Raw genomic sequence first — 14,595 nt, forward strand, 5'->3', positions numbered from 1 at the left:
CCCGGCGAGTTCACGGGACGGCCGCGTCAGACCGCCCGGACGGACTCCGCCTGGGGGCCCTTCTGCCCTTGGGTGATCTCGAACTCGACCCGCTGGCCCTGCTCGAGTGCACGGTAGCCATCCATCATGATCGCGGAGTAATGGACGAACACATCCTTACCACCGTCTACCGCGATGAAGCCGTAGCCCTTGTCCGCGTTGAACCATTTGACGGTGCCCTGCGCCACTTGCGACTCCTCTTACTGGACTTAAGGACGACGCCCATTCCTCTCGCGAAGTCCTCAATCTCCGGGGCGGACTTCGCCACATCGATCGCCCTCGACCATACCTGTGGGAACCGGTAGGGCAACAGAGTCAAGCACCAAACTAGTTCTTTACAAGAGCATTTAGCGCGAGAACATAGTTTGACTATCACTATTAGTTAGTTAAAGATTACATTATCTTTCCCCCTGGCGAATACCGGCCCGCGCCACAAAGCACGACACCCGCACGCGGCCGGAGCCGGGCGGGTGTCGTGGAGAGGCGTCGCGGGCGCCCCGGGAGGGAAGCCGGGTGCGACCGGGGCGAGTCGGGCAGCGGGCTCAGCCCCCGGCGACCGCCGGGATGATGGAGACCTGGACACCGGAGGGCGTTGCCGTGTCGAGGTTGTCGACGAAACGGACGTCCTCATCTCCCACATAGACGTTGACAAAACGGCGGATCTTACCCGTTTCATCAAAAATTCGGGCGCCGATCCCCGGGAAGTCCGCGTCAAGCTTCTGAAGGACGTCGCGCAGGGTCTCACCTTCTCCGCTCACCTCGGCAGCACCGCCAGTGTAAGTCCGGAGAATCGTCGGAATCCGCACAGAAACGCTCATAATTCAGTACCTTTCACGATTTCTAGGCGATTGCCGCACGAAATGCGTCAAGAGAGGGGCGAATCACAGCGGTGGGGCGCGCCTCGGCGGCCACCGCGTCGAGGGTCTTGAGACCGTCTCCGGTGTTGAGAACCACGGTCTCCGCTTCCGGGTCGAGCCTTCCCTCCGCGACCAGCTTGCGGAGCACCCCGACGGTGACGCCTCCGGCGGTCTCGGCGAAGATGCCCTCGGTCCTGGCCAGCAGCCGGATCGCGTCGACGATCTCGGGGTCGGTGACGTCCTCGACCGCGCCGCCGGTGCGGCGGGCGATATCCAGCACGTACGGGCCGTCGGCAGGGTTGCCGATCGCCAACGACTTGGCGATCGTGTCCGGCTTCACCGGGCGGATCACGTCGTGGCCCGCCTTGTAGGCGGCGGAGACCGGGGAGCACCCCTCGGCCTGGGCCGCGAAGATCTTGTACGGCCTGTCCTCGACGAGGCCGAGCTCGATCAGCTCCTTGAAACCCTTATCGATCTTCGTGAGCTGTGAGCCCGATGCGACCGGCACGACGATCTGGTCGGGAACGCGCCAGCCGAGCTGCTCGGCGATCTCGTACGCCAAGGTCTTGGAGCCCTCCGCGTAGTACGGCCGGAGGTTGACGTTGACGAAGCCCCACTTCTCGCCCAGCTCATCGCCGATGAGCTCCGAGCAGAAGCGGTTCACATCATCGTAGGTGCCCTCGATACCGATGAGCCTGCCCCCGTACACGGAGGCCATGACGACCTTGGCGTGCTCCAGGTCGGCGGGGATGAACACGCAGGCGTCCAGCCCGGCCCGCGCGGCGGCGGCGGCGGCGGCGCCGGCCAGGTTGCCGGTGGAGGAGCAGGAGAGCGTGTGGAAGCCGAAGTTGCGGGCCGCCTCGACGGCGATGGCCACCACACGGTCCTTGAAAGAGTGCGTGGGGTTGCCGGAGTCGTCCTTCACGTGCAGCGAGCGCATGCCCAGCTCGCGAGCGAGGTTGCCCGCGTTGACGAGCCTGGTCCAGCCGGGCTCCATGTTGGGCTTGGAGGCCACGTCGGCGGGGACGGGCAGCAGCGAGCGGTAACGCCAGATGTTGGCCGGCCCCTCGGCGATCTGCTCCCGGGTCACCCGCCCGAAGTCGTAGGCGATCTCAAGGGGTCCGAAACACTCGGCACAGGCGAAGCTCGGGCCGAGGTCGTAGCGGGCACCGCACTCGCGACAGGACAGTGCCACGGCGGGACCGAAGCGCTGGTTTTGCGCGTCTTCGGCATGACCGGGCGAGACGGTGGGATTCTCAGTGCTTGCGAGCGCCATGAAGCGAGGCCTTTCCCTCATCTTCGTCTGCGGACCACCCTGGTCACAGACCGGAATTGGCACCTGTCCCGGTTGACCTCGTTCAGATCACGAGTCTTGACCGGGATGGTTGCCGGGGCTTCGCAGGGCCGATCCCTCCACCCCTCTGGATGAGCAAATATTCAGTTGGAAACCTGACATGCAGGCCTTAAGCACTCTACCCCGACGTGGCGCGACCCCGACCACTTGTCTCACTGTACGAGACATGGCGTGTTACCTGCCGGACATACCGCCCTGGACCACAGGACGCGTCCCCTCGTTGCCGGAAGACACCGCTCACGGCGGACGTCCCGTGGAACCTCCCGCGCCCTGCCCGGACCGCGAAAGGACCAGGAAAGGACCGCGAAAGGAGCGCGCGCGGACCGTGAAGGACCGCGAGAGGCGGGTCAGGGGGACTTCGCTTTCAGCGTGTAGGGGCCGGAGCCGCTCGCGGAGACCAGGCGGTAGCGGTAGAAGCCGGGCAGGCCGATGTAGCTGATCTGCTCGTCGGGACCCGCGCCCTCGGAGGTGGCGACGGTGACCCAGACCGACCGTTGCCACCTTTGGAGGTAGAGGTCGAAGTCGACGCCTTCACCACCGTCCAGGCAGGCGGAGTGCGTGCCGGTGACGGCGGCCCGGTAGTAGCGGCTCGGCTGCGAGACGGACTGACCGTCGTTCAGCGTGCCGGTGTAGGTCTTCGGATAGCCGGCGCAGGTCTTCGGATCAGGCGCGACGACACCTGGTGGGTGGGCCATGTCGTTGGTCAGCAGGGTCAGGTCGTAGGCGGCGAGGATCTCGTTGACCGGCTGGAAGTAGGTGATACCGCTGGTGGTGCAGTTGCCGGAGCCACCGGAGGTGACCCCCTGGGCCTGGTCCACCGAGATGAACGAGCCACCCGAGTCGCCCGGCTCGGCGCAGACACTGGTACGGGTCAGCCCGTGGATGGTGCCCTGGGGGTAGGTGACGCTGGCACTGAGTTGCCGGATGAGGCCGCAGTGCCAGTCGGTGGTGGAGCCGGACCGGCAGACCGAGGCACCCTCCAGAGCCGCCCTGGAACCGGCGACGGGCACGGCGCCGCCACTGCCGTTGCTCACCACCGGCTTGGGCGTCCAACCGGCGTTCACCTCGACCCAGGCGTAGTCACGGCCGGGAAAGGCCGACGCCTTGAAGACACCCTGGGGTATCCGGTTGAAACCGGTGGTGGCATCACCCGCCTTACCGCAGTGGCCGGCACTGACGAAACCCGCCTGGGTCCCACGCATCACCGAGAAACCGACGGAGCAGCGATTCGAACTGCCGATGTAGTAGGCGTCACCGCCCTGCACGTCACTGAGGAGCCGGGGCCGCTCGGTGGACGGCACCACCTTCACCACACTCGAGTCGGCCCCTGCGGCCTCCACGAGATCCTCGGTTGCCAGGGGGCTCTTCGACAGGATGACGATCCTGTTGTTCCTGGCGTCGACGAAGCGCACGTCTCCCCCTTCGCCACGTCCCGGCAGGTCCACGTTAAGGTCGCTGATCAGCCCGGCGAGTTCCGCCAGCGACCGTTTGACGAGTTCGGCTCTGGCACCCGCCGCGACGATCGTGGAAAGGTCGGCGGGGTCGGTGGTGGCCACCACGAGGGTCTGCGCGATGGTTCCCATCAGCCACGAGCCGCCGAAACGGTCACCGAGCGCCTCGCGGAGGTCTACCTCGATCCTCGACATACGGATCTCGTTGGCCAGACGTTCCTGCACCTGTTCCTTGGTCAGTCCCAGGTCGCGTTGGAGCGCCTCCAACATGCCCGACGGCGGTTTCCAGGCGGACGCGGCGACCGGAACACCCTTCGTCCGAGGTCTGGCGACGGCCGGCACGCCCGTCAGGGTGAGCGCGGTGACCGCCAGCACGCAGCCCATGGCGACGACATGTCTGCGGGACATCGATCCCTCCTCGACCTCGGCTTTCACAGCAAGAGGGGGAGAGCACCCCGCAGCACAGACCGATCATGCGATACGGGCAACGCCACCCTAATCCAGCCGTTGCCCCCAACCTCCAAAACGCCACACGCCACGCGGCAGACGATTTGAACCGGGCCGCTCGGCGGCATGTCGGCCTGGACCGCGAAGGACCGCGAGAGGAGCGCGAAAGGAGCGCGAAAGGAGCGCGAAAGGAGCGCGCGAGGACCGCGAAAGGGCCGCGCGAGGCGGGTCAGGGGGACTTCGTTTTCAGTGTGTAGGGGCCGGAGCCGCTCGCGGAGACCAGGCGGTAGCGGTAGAAGCCGGGCAGGCCGATGTAGCTGATCTGCTCGTCGGGACCCGCGCCCTCGGAGGTGGCGACGGTGACCCAGACCGACCGTTGCCACCTTTGGAGGTAGAGGTCGAAGTCGACGCCTTCACCACCGTCCAGGCAGGCGGAGTGCGTGCCGGTGACGGCGGCCCGGTAGTAGCGGCTCGGCTGCGAGACGGACTGACCGTCGTTCAGCGTGCCGGTGTAGGTCTTCGGATAGCCGGCGCAGTCCTGCTTGCCCGATGGGATGGTGCCCGGGGAAACGTCACCCGACGAGGGGGCGGTGCTGGCGGTCAGCAGGGTCAGGCCGTAGGCGGCAAGGATCTCGTTGACCGGCTGGAAGTAGGTGACACCGCTGGTGGTGCAGTCGCCGGAGCCACCGGAGGTGACCCCCTGGGCCTGGTCCACCGAGATGAACGAGCCACCCGAGTCGCCCGGCTCGGCGCAGACACTGGTACGGCCCAGCCCGTGGATGGTGCCCTGGGGATAGGTGACGCTGGCATTGAGTTGCCGGATGATCCCGCAGTGCCAGTCGGTGGTGGAGCCGGACCGGCAGACCGAGGCACCCTCCAGAGCCGCCCTGGAACCGGTGACGGGCACGGCGCCGCCACTGCCGTTGCTCACCACCGGCTTGGGCGTCCAACCGGCGTTCACCTCGACCCAGGCGTAGTCACGGCCGGGAAAGGCCGACGCCTTGAAGACACCCTGGGGTATCCGGTTGAAACCGGTGGTGGCATCACCCGCCTTACCGCAGTGGCCGGCACTGACGAAACCCACCTGGGCTTCGTGGGTCACCGAGAAACCGACGGAGCAGCGACTCGCGACACCGACGTAGTAGGCGTCACCGCCCTGCACGTCACTGAGAAGCCGGGGCCGCTCGGTGGACGGCACCACCTTCACCACACTCGTGTCGACACCGGCGGACTCGATGAGGTCCTCCGCGGCCAGCGGCTCCGAGGACAGGACGACGACCCTGTTGTTCCTGGCGTCGACGTAGCGGACACTCCCCTCGTTCTTGGGGCCGGGGACTGTCTGGTCGAGACTGTCTATGTGTTTGTCGAGTTCCGCCAGCGACCGTTTGACGACCTCGGCCCTGGCACCCGCCGCGATGATATGAGGGATGTCGACCTCGTCGGTGGTGGCCACCACGAGGGTCTGCGCGATGGTTCCCATCAGCCACGAGCCGCCGAAACGGTTGCCGAGTCTGGTACGGAGCTCCGCCGCCACTCCTGTCAGACGGGCCTCGTTGAGCAGGCGTGCCTGGGCCTGTTCCCTGGTCAGTTCCAGGTCGCGCTGGAGCGCCTCCAGCATGCCCGACGGCGGCTTCCAGGCGGGCACGGTGACCGGAACACCCTTTGCCCGCGGTCCGGCGGCAGCCGGCACGCCCGTCAGGGTGAGCCCGGTGACCGCCAGGACGCAGCCCATGGCGACGACATGTCTGCGGGACATCGATCCCTCCTCGACCTCGGCTTTCACAGCAAGAGGGGGAGAGCACCCCGCAGCACAGACCGATCATGCGATACGGGCAACGCCACCCTAATCCAGCCGTTGCCCCCAACCCCCAAAACGCCACACGCCACGCGGCAGACGATTTCGATCGGGTCTCGCCTCGCCGGCGCGCCGCCATTCTTGTGAGGGGCGAAACCCCGGACCGGCTCGGCCGCTCCGAAGTTCCCTACGGATCCGTCGAGGTCAGAAGCCGTAGGCATCGCCCAGAGCGCCCTGGACGTACTTGCGCGCCTGGTGAATGCGGGACTTGGCGGTGCCCAGCGGGATGCGAAGTTGCTCGGCCACCTCGCTGTAGTCGAGCTGGCAGATGTCGCGCAGCACCAGTGCCTGGGCAAGGTCGGGCTTCTCCGCCTCCAGGGCCTCCATCACGTCGAGCAGGTCCAGCCGGGACCCGGCGATCACGCTCACCCTGGCGACGTCAGGCTTCTGTAGCGGCAACTCGTCCGAGCTCTGCTCCGCGGCGCGGCGCTTCAGCGAACGGTAGGTGGTCCTGGCGCAGTTGGCGGTCACGATGTGCAGCCAGGTGCTGAACTTGGCGCGCCCCTCGAAGCGACCGATGTTGCGGGCCACCGCCAGCAGGGTGTCCTGGCAGGCCTCTTCCGCGTCCTGCCGGAAGGGAAGGATGCGGCCGCAGTGCCGGAGCACCGCGGGCTCGATACGTTTCAGCAGCTCACCGAGCGCGCGGTGGTCACCTTGGGCTGCTGCCTGGGCCAGCTCCTCGGTCGTCTCGTCCAACGCCATCACGAGCCCCTATCAGCGGTCACGGTCGCTGGACATCCTACGGTCGGAGATCCCTATTTCCGACCTCCGGCCTCGCCACAAAAGGCATGAACCCGAAATATGCTGATTTTTGGCCTATCCGCGCTCCCCTGAGCGGTCTGCTAGGAGCGCGGACGATGGGGACCGGTCGTCAAGGTGTCGTGAACCCCAGCGTGTAGGGGCTGGAGCCGCTCACGGAGACCACGCGGTAGCGGTAGAAGCCGGGTGTGCCGATGTAGCTGATCTGCTCGTCGGGTCCCGGGCTGTCGGAGGCGGCGACGGTGCCCCAACTGGTCCCCCTCCACTTCTCGAGGTAGAGGTCGAGGTCGACGCCGTCGTCCGCGTCCAGGCAGCCATGGTGCTGGCCGGCGACGGTCGTCCGGTAGTAGCTGCTGCCCGGCCGGTAGACGACCTTACCGTTTTCCAGATTACCGACGTAGATCTTCGGATAGCCGGTGCAGGTGCCCGTGCTCGGCGAGGTGATCGCGTTGGTCACCAGGGCCAGGTCGTAGGCGGCGAGGATCTCGTTGACCGGCTGGAAGTAGGTGACCCCACCCGAGGTGCAGTCGCCGGAGCCACCGGAGGCGACCCCCTGGGCCTGGTCCACCGAGATGAACGAACCACCCGAGTCGCCCGGCTCGGCGCAGGCGTTCGTGCGGGTCAGCCCGGAGACCACGCCCTGGGGGTAGGTGATGCTGGTGTCGCGCTGCAGGATGATCCCGCACTGCCAGTCGGTGGTGGAGCCGGACCGGCAGACCGAGGCACCCTCGACGGCCACCTTGGAGCCGACGACGGGAACGGCGCCGCCGGCACCGTTGTTGACCGCCGGCCTGGCCGTCCAGTTGCGGTTCACCGCGACCCAGGCGTAGTCATCGCCGGGAAAGTTCGACGCCTTGAAGACACCCTGGGGTATCCGGTTGAAACCGGTGGTGGCATCACCCGCCTTGCCGCAGTGGCCGGCACTGACGAAACCCGCCTGGGTTTCGTGGGTCACCGAGAAACCGACGGAGCAGCGATTCGAACTGCCGATGTAGTAGGCGTCACCGCCCTGCACGTCATGGAGGGGCTGGGGTTGCTCGGTGGACGGCGCCACGCTCACCGCACCCGCGTCCACGCCGATGTTCTTGATGAGGTCCTCGGTCACCGGGGGTTGTGCGGACAGGATGACCACTCTGTTGTTCTCCGCATCGATGTAGCGCACGCCCGCCACGCGCGGCTTGGCGGGCAGTACCTCGTCCACCTTCTCCTTGATCAGGAGAAGCTCCGCCATCGACCGGCCGACGACATCGGCCCGGGCACCCGCCGTGAGGATACGGGGGATGTCGGCCTCGTCGGTGGTGGCCACCACGAGGGTCTGCGAAATGGCTCCCGTCAGCCACGAGCCACCAAAACGGTCACCAAGCCTCCTACGGAGCTGCGCCTCGATCGGAATCATGCGGGCCTCGTTGAGCAGGCGTGCCTGGGCCTGTTCCCTGGTCAGTCCCAGGTCGCGCTGGAGCGCCTCCAGCATGCCCGACGGCGGCTTCCAGGCTGGCGCGGTGACCGGAACACCCTTTGCTCGCGGTCCGGCGGCAGCCGGCACGCCCGTCAGGGTGAGCCCGGTGACCGCCAGGACGCAGCCCATGGCGACGAAATGTCTGCGGGACATCGATCCCTCCTCGACCTCGGCTTTCACAGCAGGAGGGGGAGAGCACCCCGCAGCACAGACCGATCATGCGATACGGGCAACGCCACCCTAATCCAGCCGTTGCCCCCAAACCCCAAAACGCGACACGCCACGCGGACACCCCCCGGAACGCCCAGACCGGGTTCCCCGTCAGCCCGTTCAGCGCCACCGGAACTCTCCGGAGACGGAGGTCACGGTCGCCGATCTTCCGCTCCGTCGCTGGAAAGTCATGAAACCGGGACGCACCAACCGAGCTGCTGACAAGAGCTGACACACTTAAAGGAACGCCATTCTTCCTTGGCCCGAAGAGCAGGGCGTCCCGGCCGGACGCCGGTTAATCTTCTGGACAAGCGTGTCCCTAGCCGGTCAACGACCCCCTCCTGAAGGAGGGGACTTGAGGCGCGGTAACGCGCTTTGAGCCCCGCGTGAAGGGATCTGAATGAACGCGATCCTGGTGGCCTCCAACCGCGGCCCCGTCTCCTTCACTCTCTCCGAGGACGGCTCGCTGTCCATGCGCAGGGGAGGCGGCGGCCTGGTGTCCGGCCTGTCGGAGGTCGCGAAGGACCTTGGTGTCCTCTGGGTCTGCGCGGCACTGTCCGACGGCGATCGCGGAGCCGTGCGGCTGGCGCCCGGCGGCCGTCTCGATCAGGCGGGCTACGACACCGGGGCACTGCGCATGCTCGACATTCCCCCCGCGACCTTCCACCGCGCGTACAACGCGATCGCCAACTCCACGCTCTGGTTCATCCACCATCTGCTGTACGACACCCCCAACAGACCGCACTTCGACGCCAGGTTCCGCAGGGAGTGGGAGTCGTACCAGGCATACAACGAGGCGTTCGCGATGGCACTGGCCGAGGAGGCCCCGCACGGGGCTCGGGTGATGGTGCAGGACTACCACCTGAGCCTGGTCCCGGCCATGCTCAGGGGGGAGCGGCCCGACCTGCGGGTGGCCCACTTCTCGCACACGCCGTGGGCCCCGCCCGAATACTTCAGCCTGCTCCCCGACGACGTCGCGGCCGAGGTCCTGGAGGGCATTCTGGGCGCCGACCACGCGGGTTTCCTGACCGCCCGCTGGGGTGGGGCGTTCATGGACTGCTGCGAGACGGTGCTCGGCACCCGGGTCGAACGCGCCAGCCGCACGGTCACGCACGAGGGCAGGACCACCCGGGTCGGCACGCACAGCCTGGGCGTGGACGGCAAGGCACTCTGGGCGCGGGCGTCCGAGCCCGACGTGGAGTCGCACCTGGCCGCGCTCCGCGCCCAGGTGGGCGATCGCAGACTGATCGTGCGGATCGACAGGACGGAGCTGTCGAAGAACATCGTCAGAGGCCTGGTCGCCTACCGGGAGTTCCTCTCGGCCCACCCGGAGTGGCACGGCCGGGTCACCCACCTCGCCTTCGCCTACCCGTCCCGGCACGACCTGCCCGAATACCGCGAGTACACCGCGGCGGTGCAACGCTGTGCCAAGGAGATCGAGGACGAGTACGCCACCGAGGACTGGGATCCGCTGATCCTCAACGTCGACGACGACTACCCACGCTCGCTCGCCGCCTACCGGCTGGCCGACGTGCTGCTGGTCAACCCGATCCGCGACGGCATGAACCTGGTGGCCAAGGAGGGGCCGATCCTGTCGCCGGGCAGCGCGCTGGTGCTGTCGCGAGAGGCGGGCGCCGCCGCCGAACTGGGCGAGCACGCGGTGACGGTCAACCCCTACGACGTCTCAGCCACGGCCGCCGCGCTGCACGAGGGTCTGACGATGCCCGAGGCCGAGCGGACCAGGAGGGGCGCCCTGCTGGCCGCGGCGGCGACCAGGCTCCCGCCGCACCGGTGGTTCGCCGAGCAGCTGGACGCCCTCGGGTGAGGACAGGAAGTTTTAGCCCCTCATGAGATGGTTTTCGCGGCTATTTCACTTTCTTACGGACGGGGAGTCTGAATTGACCGCGATCGCCCCCGTCAGACTGAAAGAATCGCCCGCTCGGCGAGGCACCTCGCGCTGATCCGGGCCTCGGTCCCGGGGCGCGATCATCCGCTCACCGGGACGACTCTCCCTCGATGGCGTCGGCGATCGAACTGAGGAGCCCCAGGACCCCCGGGGGCCCGTCCACCACGATGTCGGCCTCCACCTCGATCTCGGGCGACCCGCTGAACACCGTCACCCCCGGCAGCCCGGAGGCTCGCACCGCCGCGAACGCCGCGAGATCTCCCAGGTCGTCCCCGGCGAACAGCACGGATCTGGCGGACCGCTCGCGCAGGAAGGCGCTCAGCGCCATCCCCTTGTCCATCCCGGGCGGGCGTAACTCCAGCACGAACTTGCCCGGCTCCACCACCAGCCCGGCCTCGGCGGCCAGCGTGGCCACCGGCTCGCGCAATGCCTCAAGCATCGCCCACGGGTCGGCGGCCTGCCGGGTGTGCACGGCCATCGCCCGCTCCTTGTCCTCCACCCTGACCCCGCCCCGCCCCGCGACCAGCGGGGGGAGTCCTGCCCTGACCAGGTCGAGGCCCGGGTGGATGGGGGGCGCGGCCAGCGTGCCCGCCTCCCAGCGTTCGAGGCCGTAGTGTCCGAGCACCACCAGGCCTGGCACCCCGGCCAGTGAGCCGTACTCGACGGCCGTGGCGGCCGGGCGGCCGGTCACGATCACCACGGCGCCGACCAGGCCGCCGAGTCTGGTCAGTACCTCGGGTCCGCCGGGGTGGATCCTGGCCTGCGCGGGGTCGGAGACGATCGGGGACAGCGTGCCGTCGAAGTCGAGCCCGATCACCGCTCCCCCGGGGTCGGCGACGATCGCCTTCAGCCCGTCGGGCGGGTTCGCCGTCATGCCCAGCCCCGCCATCGTGCCTGGCCCCGCCATCGTGCCTGGCCTCTCCGCGTCTCCGTCATACCCGCCCGGCCCCTCTCCGTCTCCGCCGTCTCGCCCTCGCGATCGGCTGCCCGACCGGTCGTACCCCAACATCAGGGGCGTAAGCCCATCTTCCGGGTGGCGCGATCGCTCCGGCGCGTCTCACGGAGCCGGCGCAGGCGCTTGACCAGCATCGGATCGTGGGCAAGTGCCGCCGGTAGATCGATGAGCTCGCTGAGCAACTGGTAGTAACGCGTCGCGGAGATGTCGAAGGCCTCGCGGACCGCCTGTTCCTTGGCGCCCGCGTGGCGCCACCACCGGCGCTCGAAGGCGAGCAACTCCCGCTCCCTGTCGGTGAGAGCAGGCGACGCGGGCTCTCGGGCAGCCCCGCCGCCGGCACTGTCACCGGAGATCGGCTCGGTGTCCATGGCTTCCTCCTCGGTCGGGGCACATGGCGATGACACCGCGCACACGCGGCCCGAAGTCAGAATAGTCCGGAATTTCGCGCTGTTCATGACGGATGCGGAGCCGTACAGTCACCAAGTGTGACCTCTGTCATCAGCCTTCTCACCGACTACGGACTGGAAGACGGCTATATCGCCGCCTGTCACGGCGTGATCGTCAGGATCTCTCCGGAGTCGCGGATCATTGACGTTTGCCATCTGGTGCCCCTGGGAGACGTGCGGCGCGGTGCGGCGATCCTGGCCCAGACGATCACCTACCTGCCTCCCGGCGTGCACATCGCCGCGGTGGATCCCAGCGGCTCGCGCAGGGCCGTGGCGGTCGAGGCCGGCGACCACGTGTTCCTGGGCCCGGACAACGGACTGCTGTCGTGGGCGATCCACGCCAGCGGAGGCGCGCGGGCCGCCTACGAACTGTCCAACGAGGAGTTCTTCCTGCCTCCTCTCTCGCCGACCTTCCACGGGCGCGACCTCTTCGCACCCGTCGCGGCGCATCTGGCGATCGGGCGGCATCCGGCCGAACTGGGGCCGGAGATCCCGATAAACCGATTGATCTCGCTGCCCGCGCCCACCTCGACGATCCGGGACGACTATGCCGAGGGGGAGGTGCTGTCGGTCAACCGGCACGGCAACGTCCAACTGTCGATCGGCGCCGCCGACCTGATGACGATGGGTGTCTCACCGGGAGACACACTGGTGGTCTGGCTGGGCGGGTGGCGGCTCGCGGTGCCGTTCAGGGAGTCCTTCACCGCGGTCCCTCCCGGGGAGGTCGTGGCCTTCATCGACTCGGTCGGACTGGTCACGCTGGCGATCAACTCCAGCGACGCCTCCCAACGACTGGGCCTGCCGCCGGGAGCCCGCGTGCGCCTCTCACCCGCGCCATGACATGTGGGTCGGCGGCCGGCCCGCGGATTTCCGCCGGGCCCGCTCCCCGCAGGAGGGATGTCACCTAGCAAGCGCTTGTGTCATATCGGCCCAGGCCATCGCCCAGGTCTGCGAGCCGACCTGACAGTTGAGAGGCATGGCGGGAGTGCGGCAGGTGGAAGGCGCCCGGATCGGGCCGGCGATCAACCAAGGCCTGTTCGGCCGCGGCTCTTCGATCATTGCCACAAGCTGACCATTCTTGACCCTCCCCAAAGCATGTCGCTGGATAGTCTCACTCCCGTTACTTTGAGTAGCCGCGCGCAGACGGTCCGTTCCAGAGGCCCCAGACACTGCCGCGATTTCCTTCCAGGGGGAACCACACATGATTCGTCGTCTTCTCATCACTTCCGCGTGCGTCGGCATCGCCGTCCTCGCACCGGCCGTGGCCGCTTCCGCGTCCACGTCCTCCACCACCTCCACCACCAAGGCCGTGGCCAAGGCCAAGGCCGTCAAGTCCGCCAAGGCCGACTGCTGCGGCGTCGGCGTCGTCAGCGCGCCGCTCGCCGTCGCCTGCCCGACCGTGGTCGCGGCTCCCACCGTGGTCGCGGCTCCCGTGTACGGGGGCGGCATCTACGGCGGCGGCGTCTACGGGGCCGGCTGCGGCGGCGTCTACGGCGGCGGGATCTACGGCGGCGGCGTCTACGGTGGCGGTGTCTACGGCGGGGGCGTCTACGGTGGCGGTGTCTACGGCGGCGGCGTCTACGGGGGCGGCATCGGCGGCGGCATCCTCGGCGGCGGCATCGGCCGGGGCAACAACATCGTCGGCGGCGGCAACGTGATCAGCAGCGGTAGCGGAGTCGGCCACGGCGTCGGCATCGGCGGCCTCGTCGGCATCGGCGGCGTCGGCGTCGACATCCTCTAGTAGGGCTGACAACCCGCGGTAAGACAGAAAGGGCGCGACCTCCACATCTCCATGTGGGGGTCGCGCCCTCCGCTTTCCCTGCCCGCCTTCCGGATCACCGCCTCCAGACCTCCGGTGGCCTGTGCTCCGCGCCTCCCTTTTCCCTGCCCGCCTTCCGGATCACCGCCTCCAGACCTCCGGTGGCCTGTGCTCCGCGCCTCCCCGCGCGTATGTCACGTCGTGGATCTCGGCGAAGTGGCAGGCGCTCGCGTGCCCGGTGCCCGGCCGGATCCGCAGCGGCGGCTCCTCGACGGCGCAGATCTCCGCCGCCTTCCAGCACCGCGTACGGAACCGGCAGCCCGACGGCGGGTTGGCCGGGGACGGCGGGTCACCCTGGAGGACGATCCGCTCTCGCCGCTCCCGTCCCTCCGGGTCGGGCACCGGAACGGCCGACAGCAGCGCCTGGGTGTAGGGGTGGACGGGCCGGTCGTAGATCTCGGTGTCCTTGCCGAGCTCGACCATCCTGCCCAGGTACATCACTCCGACCCGGTCGGAGATGTGCCGGACCACCGACAGGTCGTGATCGCGATCATGATGCGCTGGCGCATCCCCCCGGAGAACTGGTGCGGGTAGTCGTGCACCCGCTGCCTGGCCCCGGGGATGCGGACCCGGTCCATCAGCTCGATCGCCCTCTTCTCGGCGTCGCGCCTGGAGACGCCCCGGTGCACCCGGAACATCTCGCCGATCTGGAAACCGACGGTGAACACCGGGTTCAGCGCGGAGAGCGCGTCCTGGAAGATCATCGCGATCCGCCGGCCACGGATCTGGGAGCGGGCCCGCTCGGGCAGCCCGAGCAGGTCAGTGCCCCGGAAGCGGATCGCGCCCCTGGAAACACGGGCCGGCGGCGTGTCGAGGATGCCCATGACGGCCTGCGCGGTCACCGACTTGCCCGAGCCCGACTCGCCGAGCACGGCGAGCGTCTCCCCGGGATTCAGCGAGTAGCTGACCCCGTTGACCGCCCTGACCACACCCTGCCTGGTCACGAACTCCACGTGCAGGTCGTCGACGGCGAGCAGCGGCTCACCGCCGGGAGCCTCCCCGGACGGCACCACCGGCGTCGAGGTCTTCTTCACAGGTCCC

At 68.2% G+C, this 14,595-nt stretch carries 14 protein-coding genes and 1 riboswitch; of the genes, 3 read left to right on the plus strand and 11 right to left on the minus strand.

From position 1 onward, the window contains the following. Positions 1-26: 26 nt before the first annotated feature. The 7 genes from OG884_RS13360 to OG884_RS13390 form a co-directional block, all read right to left on the minus strand. Positions 27-227, minus strand: a complete 201-nt coding sequence (locus tag OG884_RS13360) for a cold-shock protein (RefSeq protein ID WP_012895270.1) — start codon at positions 225-227, stop codon at positions 27-29. A gap of 354 nt (positions 228-581) precedes the next feature. After that, positions 582-857 (minus strand): MoaD/ThiS family protein, encoded by a 276-nt coding sequence (locus OG884_RS13365; RefSeq protein WP_326645524.1) that lies wholly within the window; start codon positions 855-857, stop codon positions 582-584. Between the two features lie 22 nt (positions 858-879). Next, positions 880-2,172: a threonine synthase gene (gene thrC / locus OG884_RS13370; RefSeq protein WP_326645525.1), complete on the minus strand. Its 1,293-nt coding sequence runs from the start codon at positions 2,170-2,172 to the stop codon at positions 880-882. Between the two features lie 14 nt (positions 2,173-2,186). Beyond that, a riboswitch (SAM riboswitch) is annotated at positions 2,187-2,328 on the minus strand. A 269-nt stretch (positions 2,329-2,597) separates the two neighbouring features. Then, complete coding sequence (locus tag OG884_RS13375; protein WP_326645527.1) at positions 2,598-4,109, minus strand: S1 family peptidase; 1,512 nt, start codon at positions 4,107-4,109, stop codon at positions 2,598-2,600. A gap of 268 nt (positions 4,110-4,377) precedes the next feature. Then, positions 4,378-5,904 (minus strand): S1 family peptidase, encoded by a 1,527-nt coding sequence (locus tag OG884_RS13380; protein ID WP_326645529.1) that lies wholly within the window; start codon positions 5,902-5,904, stop codon positions 4,378-4,380. A gap of 243 nt (positions 5,905-6,147) precedes the next feature. Continuing rightward, complete coding sequence (locus tag OG884_RS13385; RefSeq protein WP_326645530.1) at positions 6,148-6,705, minus strand: RNA polymerase sigma factor; 558 nt, start codon at positions 6,703-6,705, stop codon at positions 6,148-6,150. A 169-nt stretch (positions 6,706-6,874) separates the two neighbouring features. Then, on the minus strand, positions 6,875-8,371 hold the full coding sequence (locus OG884_RS13390; protein WP_326645532.1) for a S1 family peptidase: 1,497 nt from the start codon (positions 8,369-8,371) through the stop codon (positions 6,875-6,877). Positions 8,372-8,828: 457 nt separating this feature from the next. On the opposite strand from OG884_RS13390, the gene OG884_RS13395 reads away from it, so the two are divergent. Continuing rightward, on the plus strand, positions 8,829-10,253 hold the full coding sequence (locus OG884_RS13395) for an alpha,alpha-trehalose-phosphate synthase (UDP-forming) (protein WP_326645533.1): 1,425 nt from the start codon (positions 8,829-8,831) through the stop codon (positions 10,251-10,253). A gap of 169 nt (positions 10,254-10,422) precedes the next feature. Here OG884_RS13395 and otsB read toward each other — a convergent pair whose 3' ends face one another. Then, positions 10,423-11,241, minus strand: a complete 819-nt coding sequence (gene otsB / locus OG884_RS13400) for a trehalose-phosphatase (protein ID WP_442811676.1) — start codon at positions 11,239-11,241, stop codon at positions 10,423-10,425. A gap of 101 nt (positions 11,242-11,342) precedes the next feature. After that, positions 11,343-11,657 (minus strand): DUF3263 domain-containing protein, encoded by a 315-nt coding sequence (locus tag OG884_RS13405; protein WP_326645535.1) that lies wholly within the window; start codon positions 11,655-11,657, stop codon positions 11,343-11,345. Between the two features lie 117 nt (positions 11,658-11,774). Here OG884_RS13405 and OG884_RS13410 point away from each other — a divergent pair, with 117 nt between their 5' ends. Together OG884_RS13410 and OG884_RS13415 are read left to right on the plus strand one after the other, a co-directional pair. Then, on the plus strand, positions 11,775-12,575 hold the full coding sequence (locus OG884_RS13410) for an SAM hydrolase/SAM-dependent halogenase family protein (RefSeq protein WP_326645537.1): 801 nt from the start codon (positions 11,775-11,777) through the stop codon (positions 12,573-12,575). A 361-nt stretch (positions 12,576-12,936) separates the two neighbouring features. Next, complete coding sequence (locus OG884_RS13415; protein ID WP_326645538.1) at positions 12,937-13,476, plus strand: hypothetical protein; 540 nt, start codon at positions 12,937-12,939, stop codon at positions 13,474-13,476. A 159-nt stretch (positions 13,477-13,635) separates the two neighbouring features. Here OG884_RS13415 and OG884_RS13420 read toward each other — a convergent pair whose 3' ends face one another. Both OG884_RS13420 and OG884_RS13425 read right to left on the minus strand, forming a co-directional pair. Then, positions 13,636-14,025 (minus strand): ABC transporter ATP-binding protein, encoded by a 390-nt coding sequence (locus tag OG884_RS13420; protein ID WP_326645540.1) that lies wholly within the window; start codon positions 14,023-14,025, stop codon positions 13,636-13,638. Further along, entirely contained in the window at positions 13,992-14,588 is a 597-nt protein-coding gene (locus tag OG884_RS13425) for an ABC transporter ATP-binding protein (protein ID WP_326645542.1), read from the minus strand. Before OG884_RS13425 ends, OG884_RS13420 begins: the two co-directional genes overlap by 34 nt. Positions 14,589-14,595 lie beyond the last annotated feature (7 nt).

Source organism: Streptosporangium sp. NBC_01755 (assembly GCF_035917995.1).
Lineage (GTDB): Bacteria > Actinomycetota > Actinomycetes > Streptosporangiales > Streptosporangiaceae > Streptosporangium.

Excerpts from the sequence above, each read along its gene's own strand:
- OG884_RS13375 (WP_326645527.1), bottom strand. The coding sequence starts at position 4,109 with ATGTCCCGCAGACATGTCGTCGCCATGGGCTGCGTGCTGGCGGTCACC.
- OG884_RS13380 (WP_326645529.1), bottom strand. The coding sequence starts at position 5,904 with ATGTCCCGCAGACATGTCGTCGCCATGGGCTGCGTCCTGGCGGTCACC.
- OG884_RS13415 (WP_326645538.1), top strand. The coding sequence starts at position 12,937 with ATGATTCGTCGTCTTCTCATCACTTCCGCGTGCGTCGGCATCGCCGTC.
- thrC (WP_326645525.1), bottom strand. The coding sequence starts at position 2,172 with ATGGCGCTCGCAAGCACTGAGAATCCCACCGTCTCGCCCGGTCATGCC.
- OG884_RS13405 (WP_326645535.1), bottom strand. The coding sequence starts at position 11,657 with ATGGACACCGAGCCGATCTCCGGTGACAGTGCCGGCGGCGGGGCTGCC.
- OG884_RS13385 (WP_326645530.1), bottom strand. The coding sequence starts at position 6,705 with ATGGCGTTGGACGAGACGACCGAGGAGCTGGCCCAGGCAGCAGCCCAA.
- OG884_RS13395 (WP_326645533.1), top strand. The coding sequence starts at position 8,829 with ATGAACGCGATCCTGGTGGCCTCCAACCGCGGCCCCGTCTCCTTCACT.
- otsB (WP_442811676.1), bottom strand. The coding sequence starts at position 11,241 with ATGGCGGGGCCAGGCACGATGGCGGGGCTGGGCATGACGGCGAACCCG.
- OG884_RS13365 (WP_326645524.1), bottom strand. The coding sequence starts at position 857 with ATGAGCGTTTCTGTGCGGATTCCGACGATTCTCCGGACTTACACTGGC.
- OG884_RS13390 (WP_326645532.1), bottom strand. The coding sequence starts at position 8,371 with ATGTCCCGCAGACATTTCGTCGCCATGGGCTGCGTCCTGGCGGTCACC.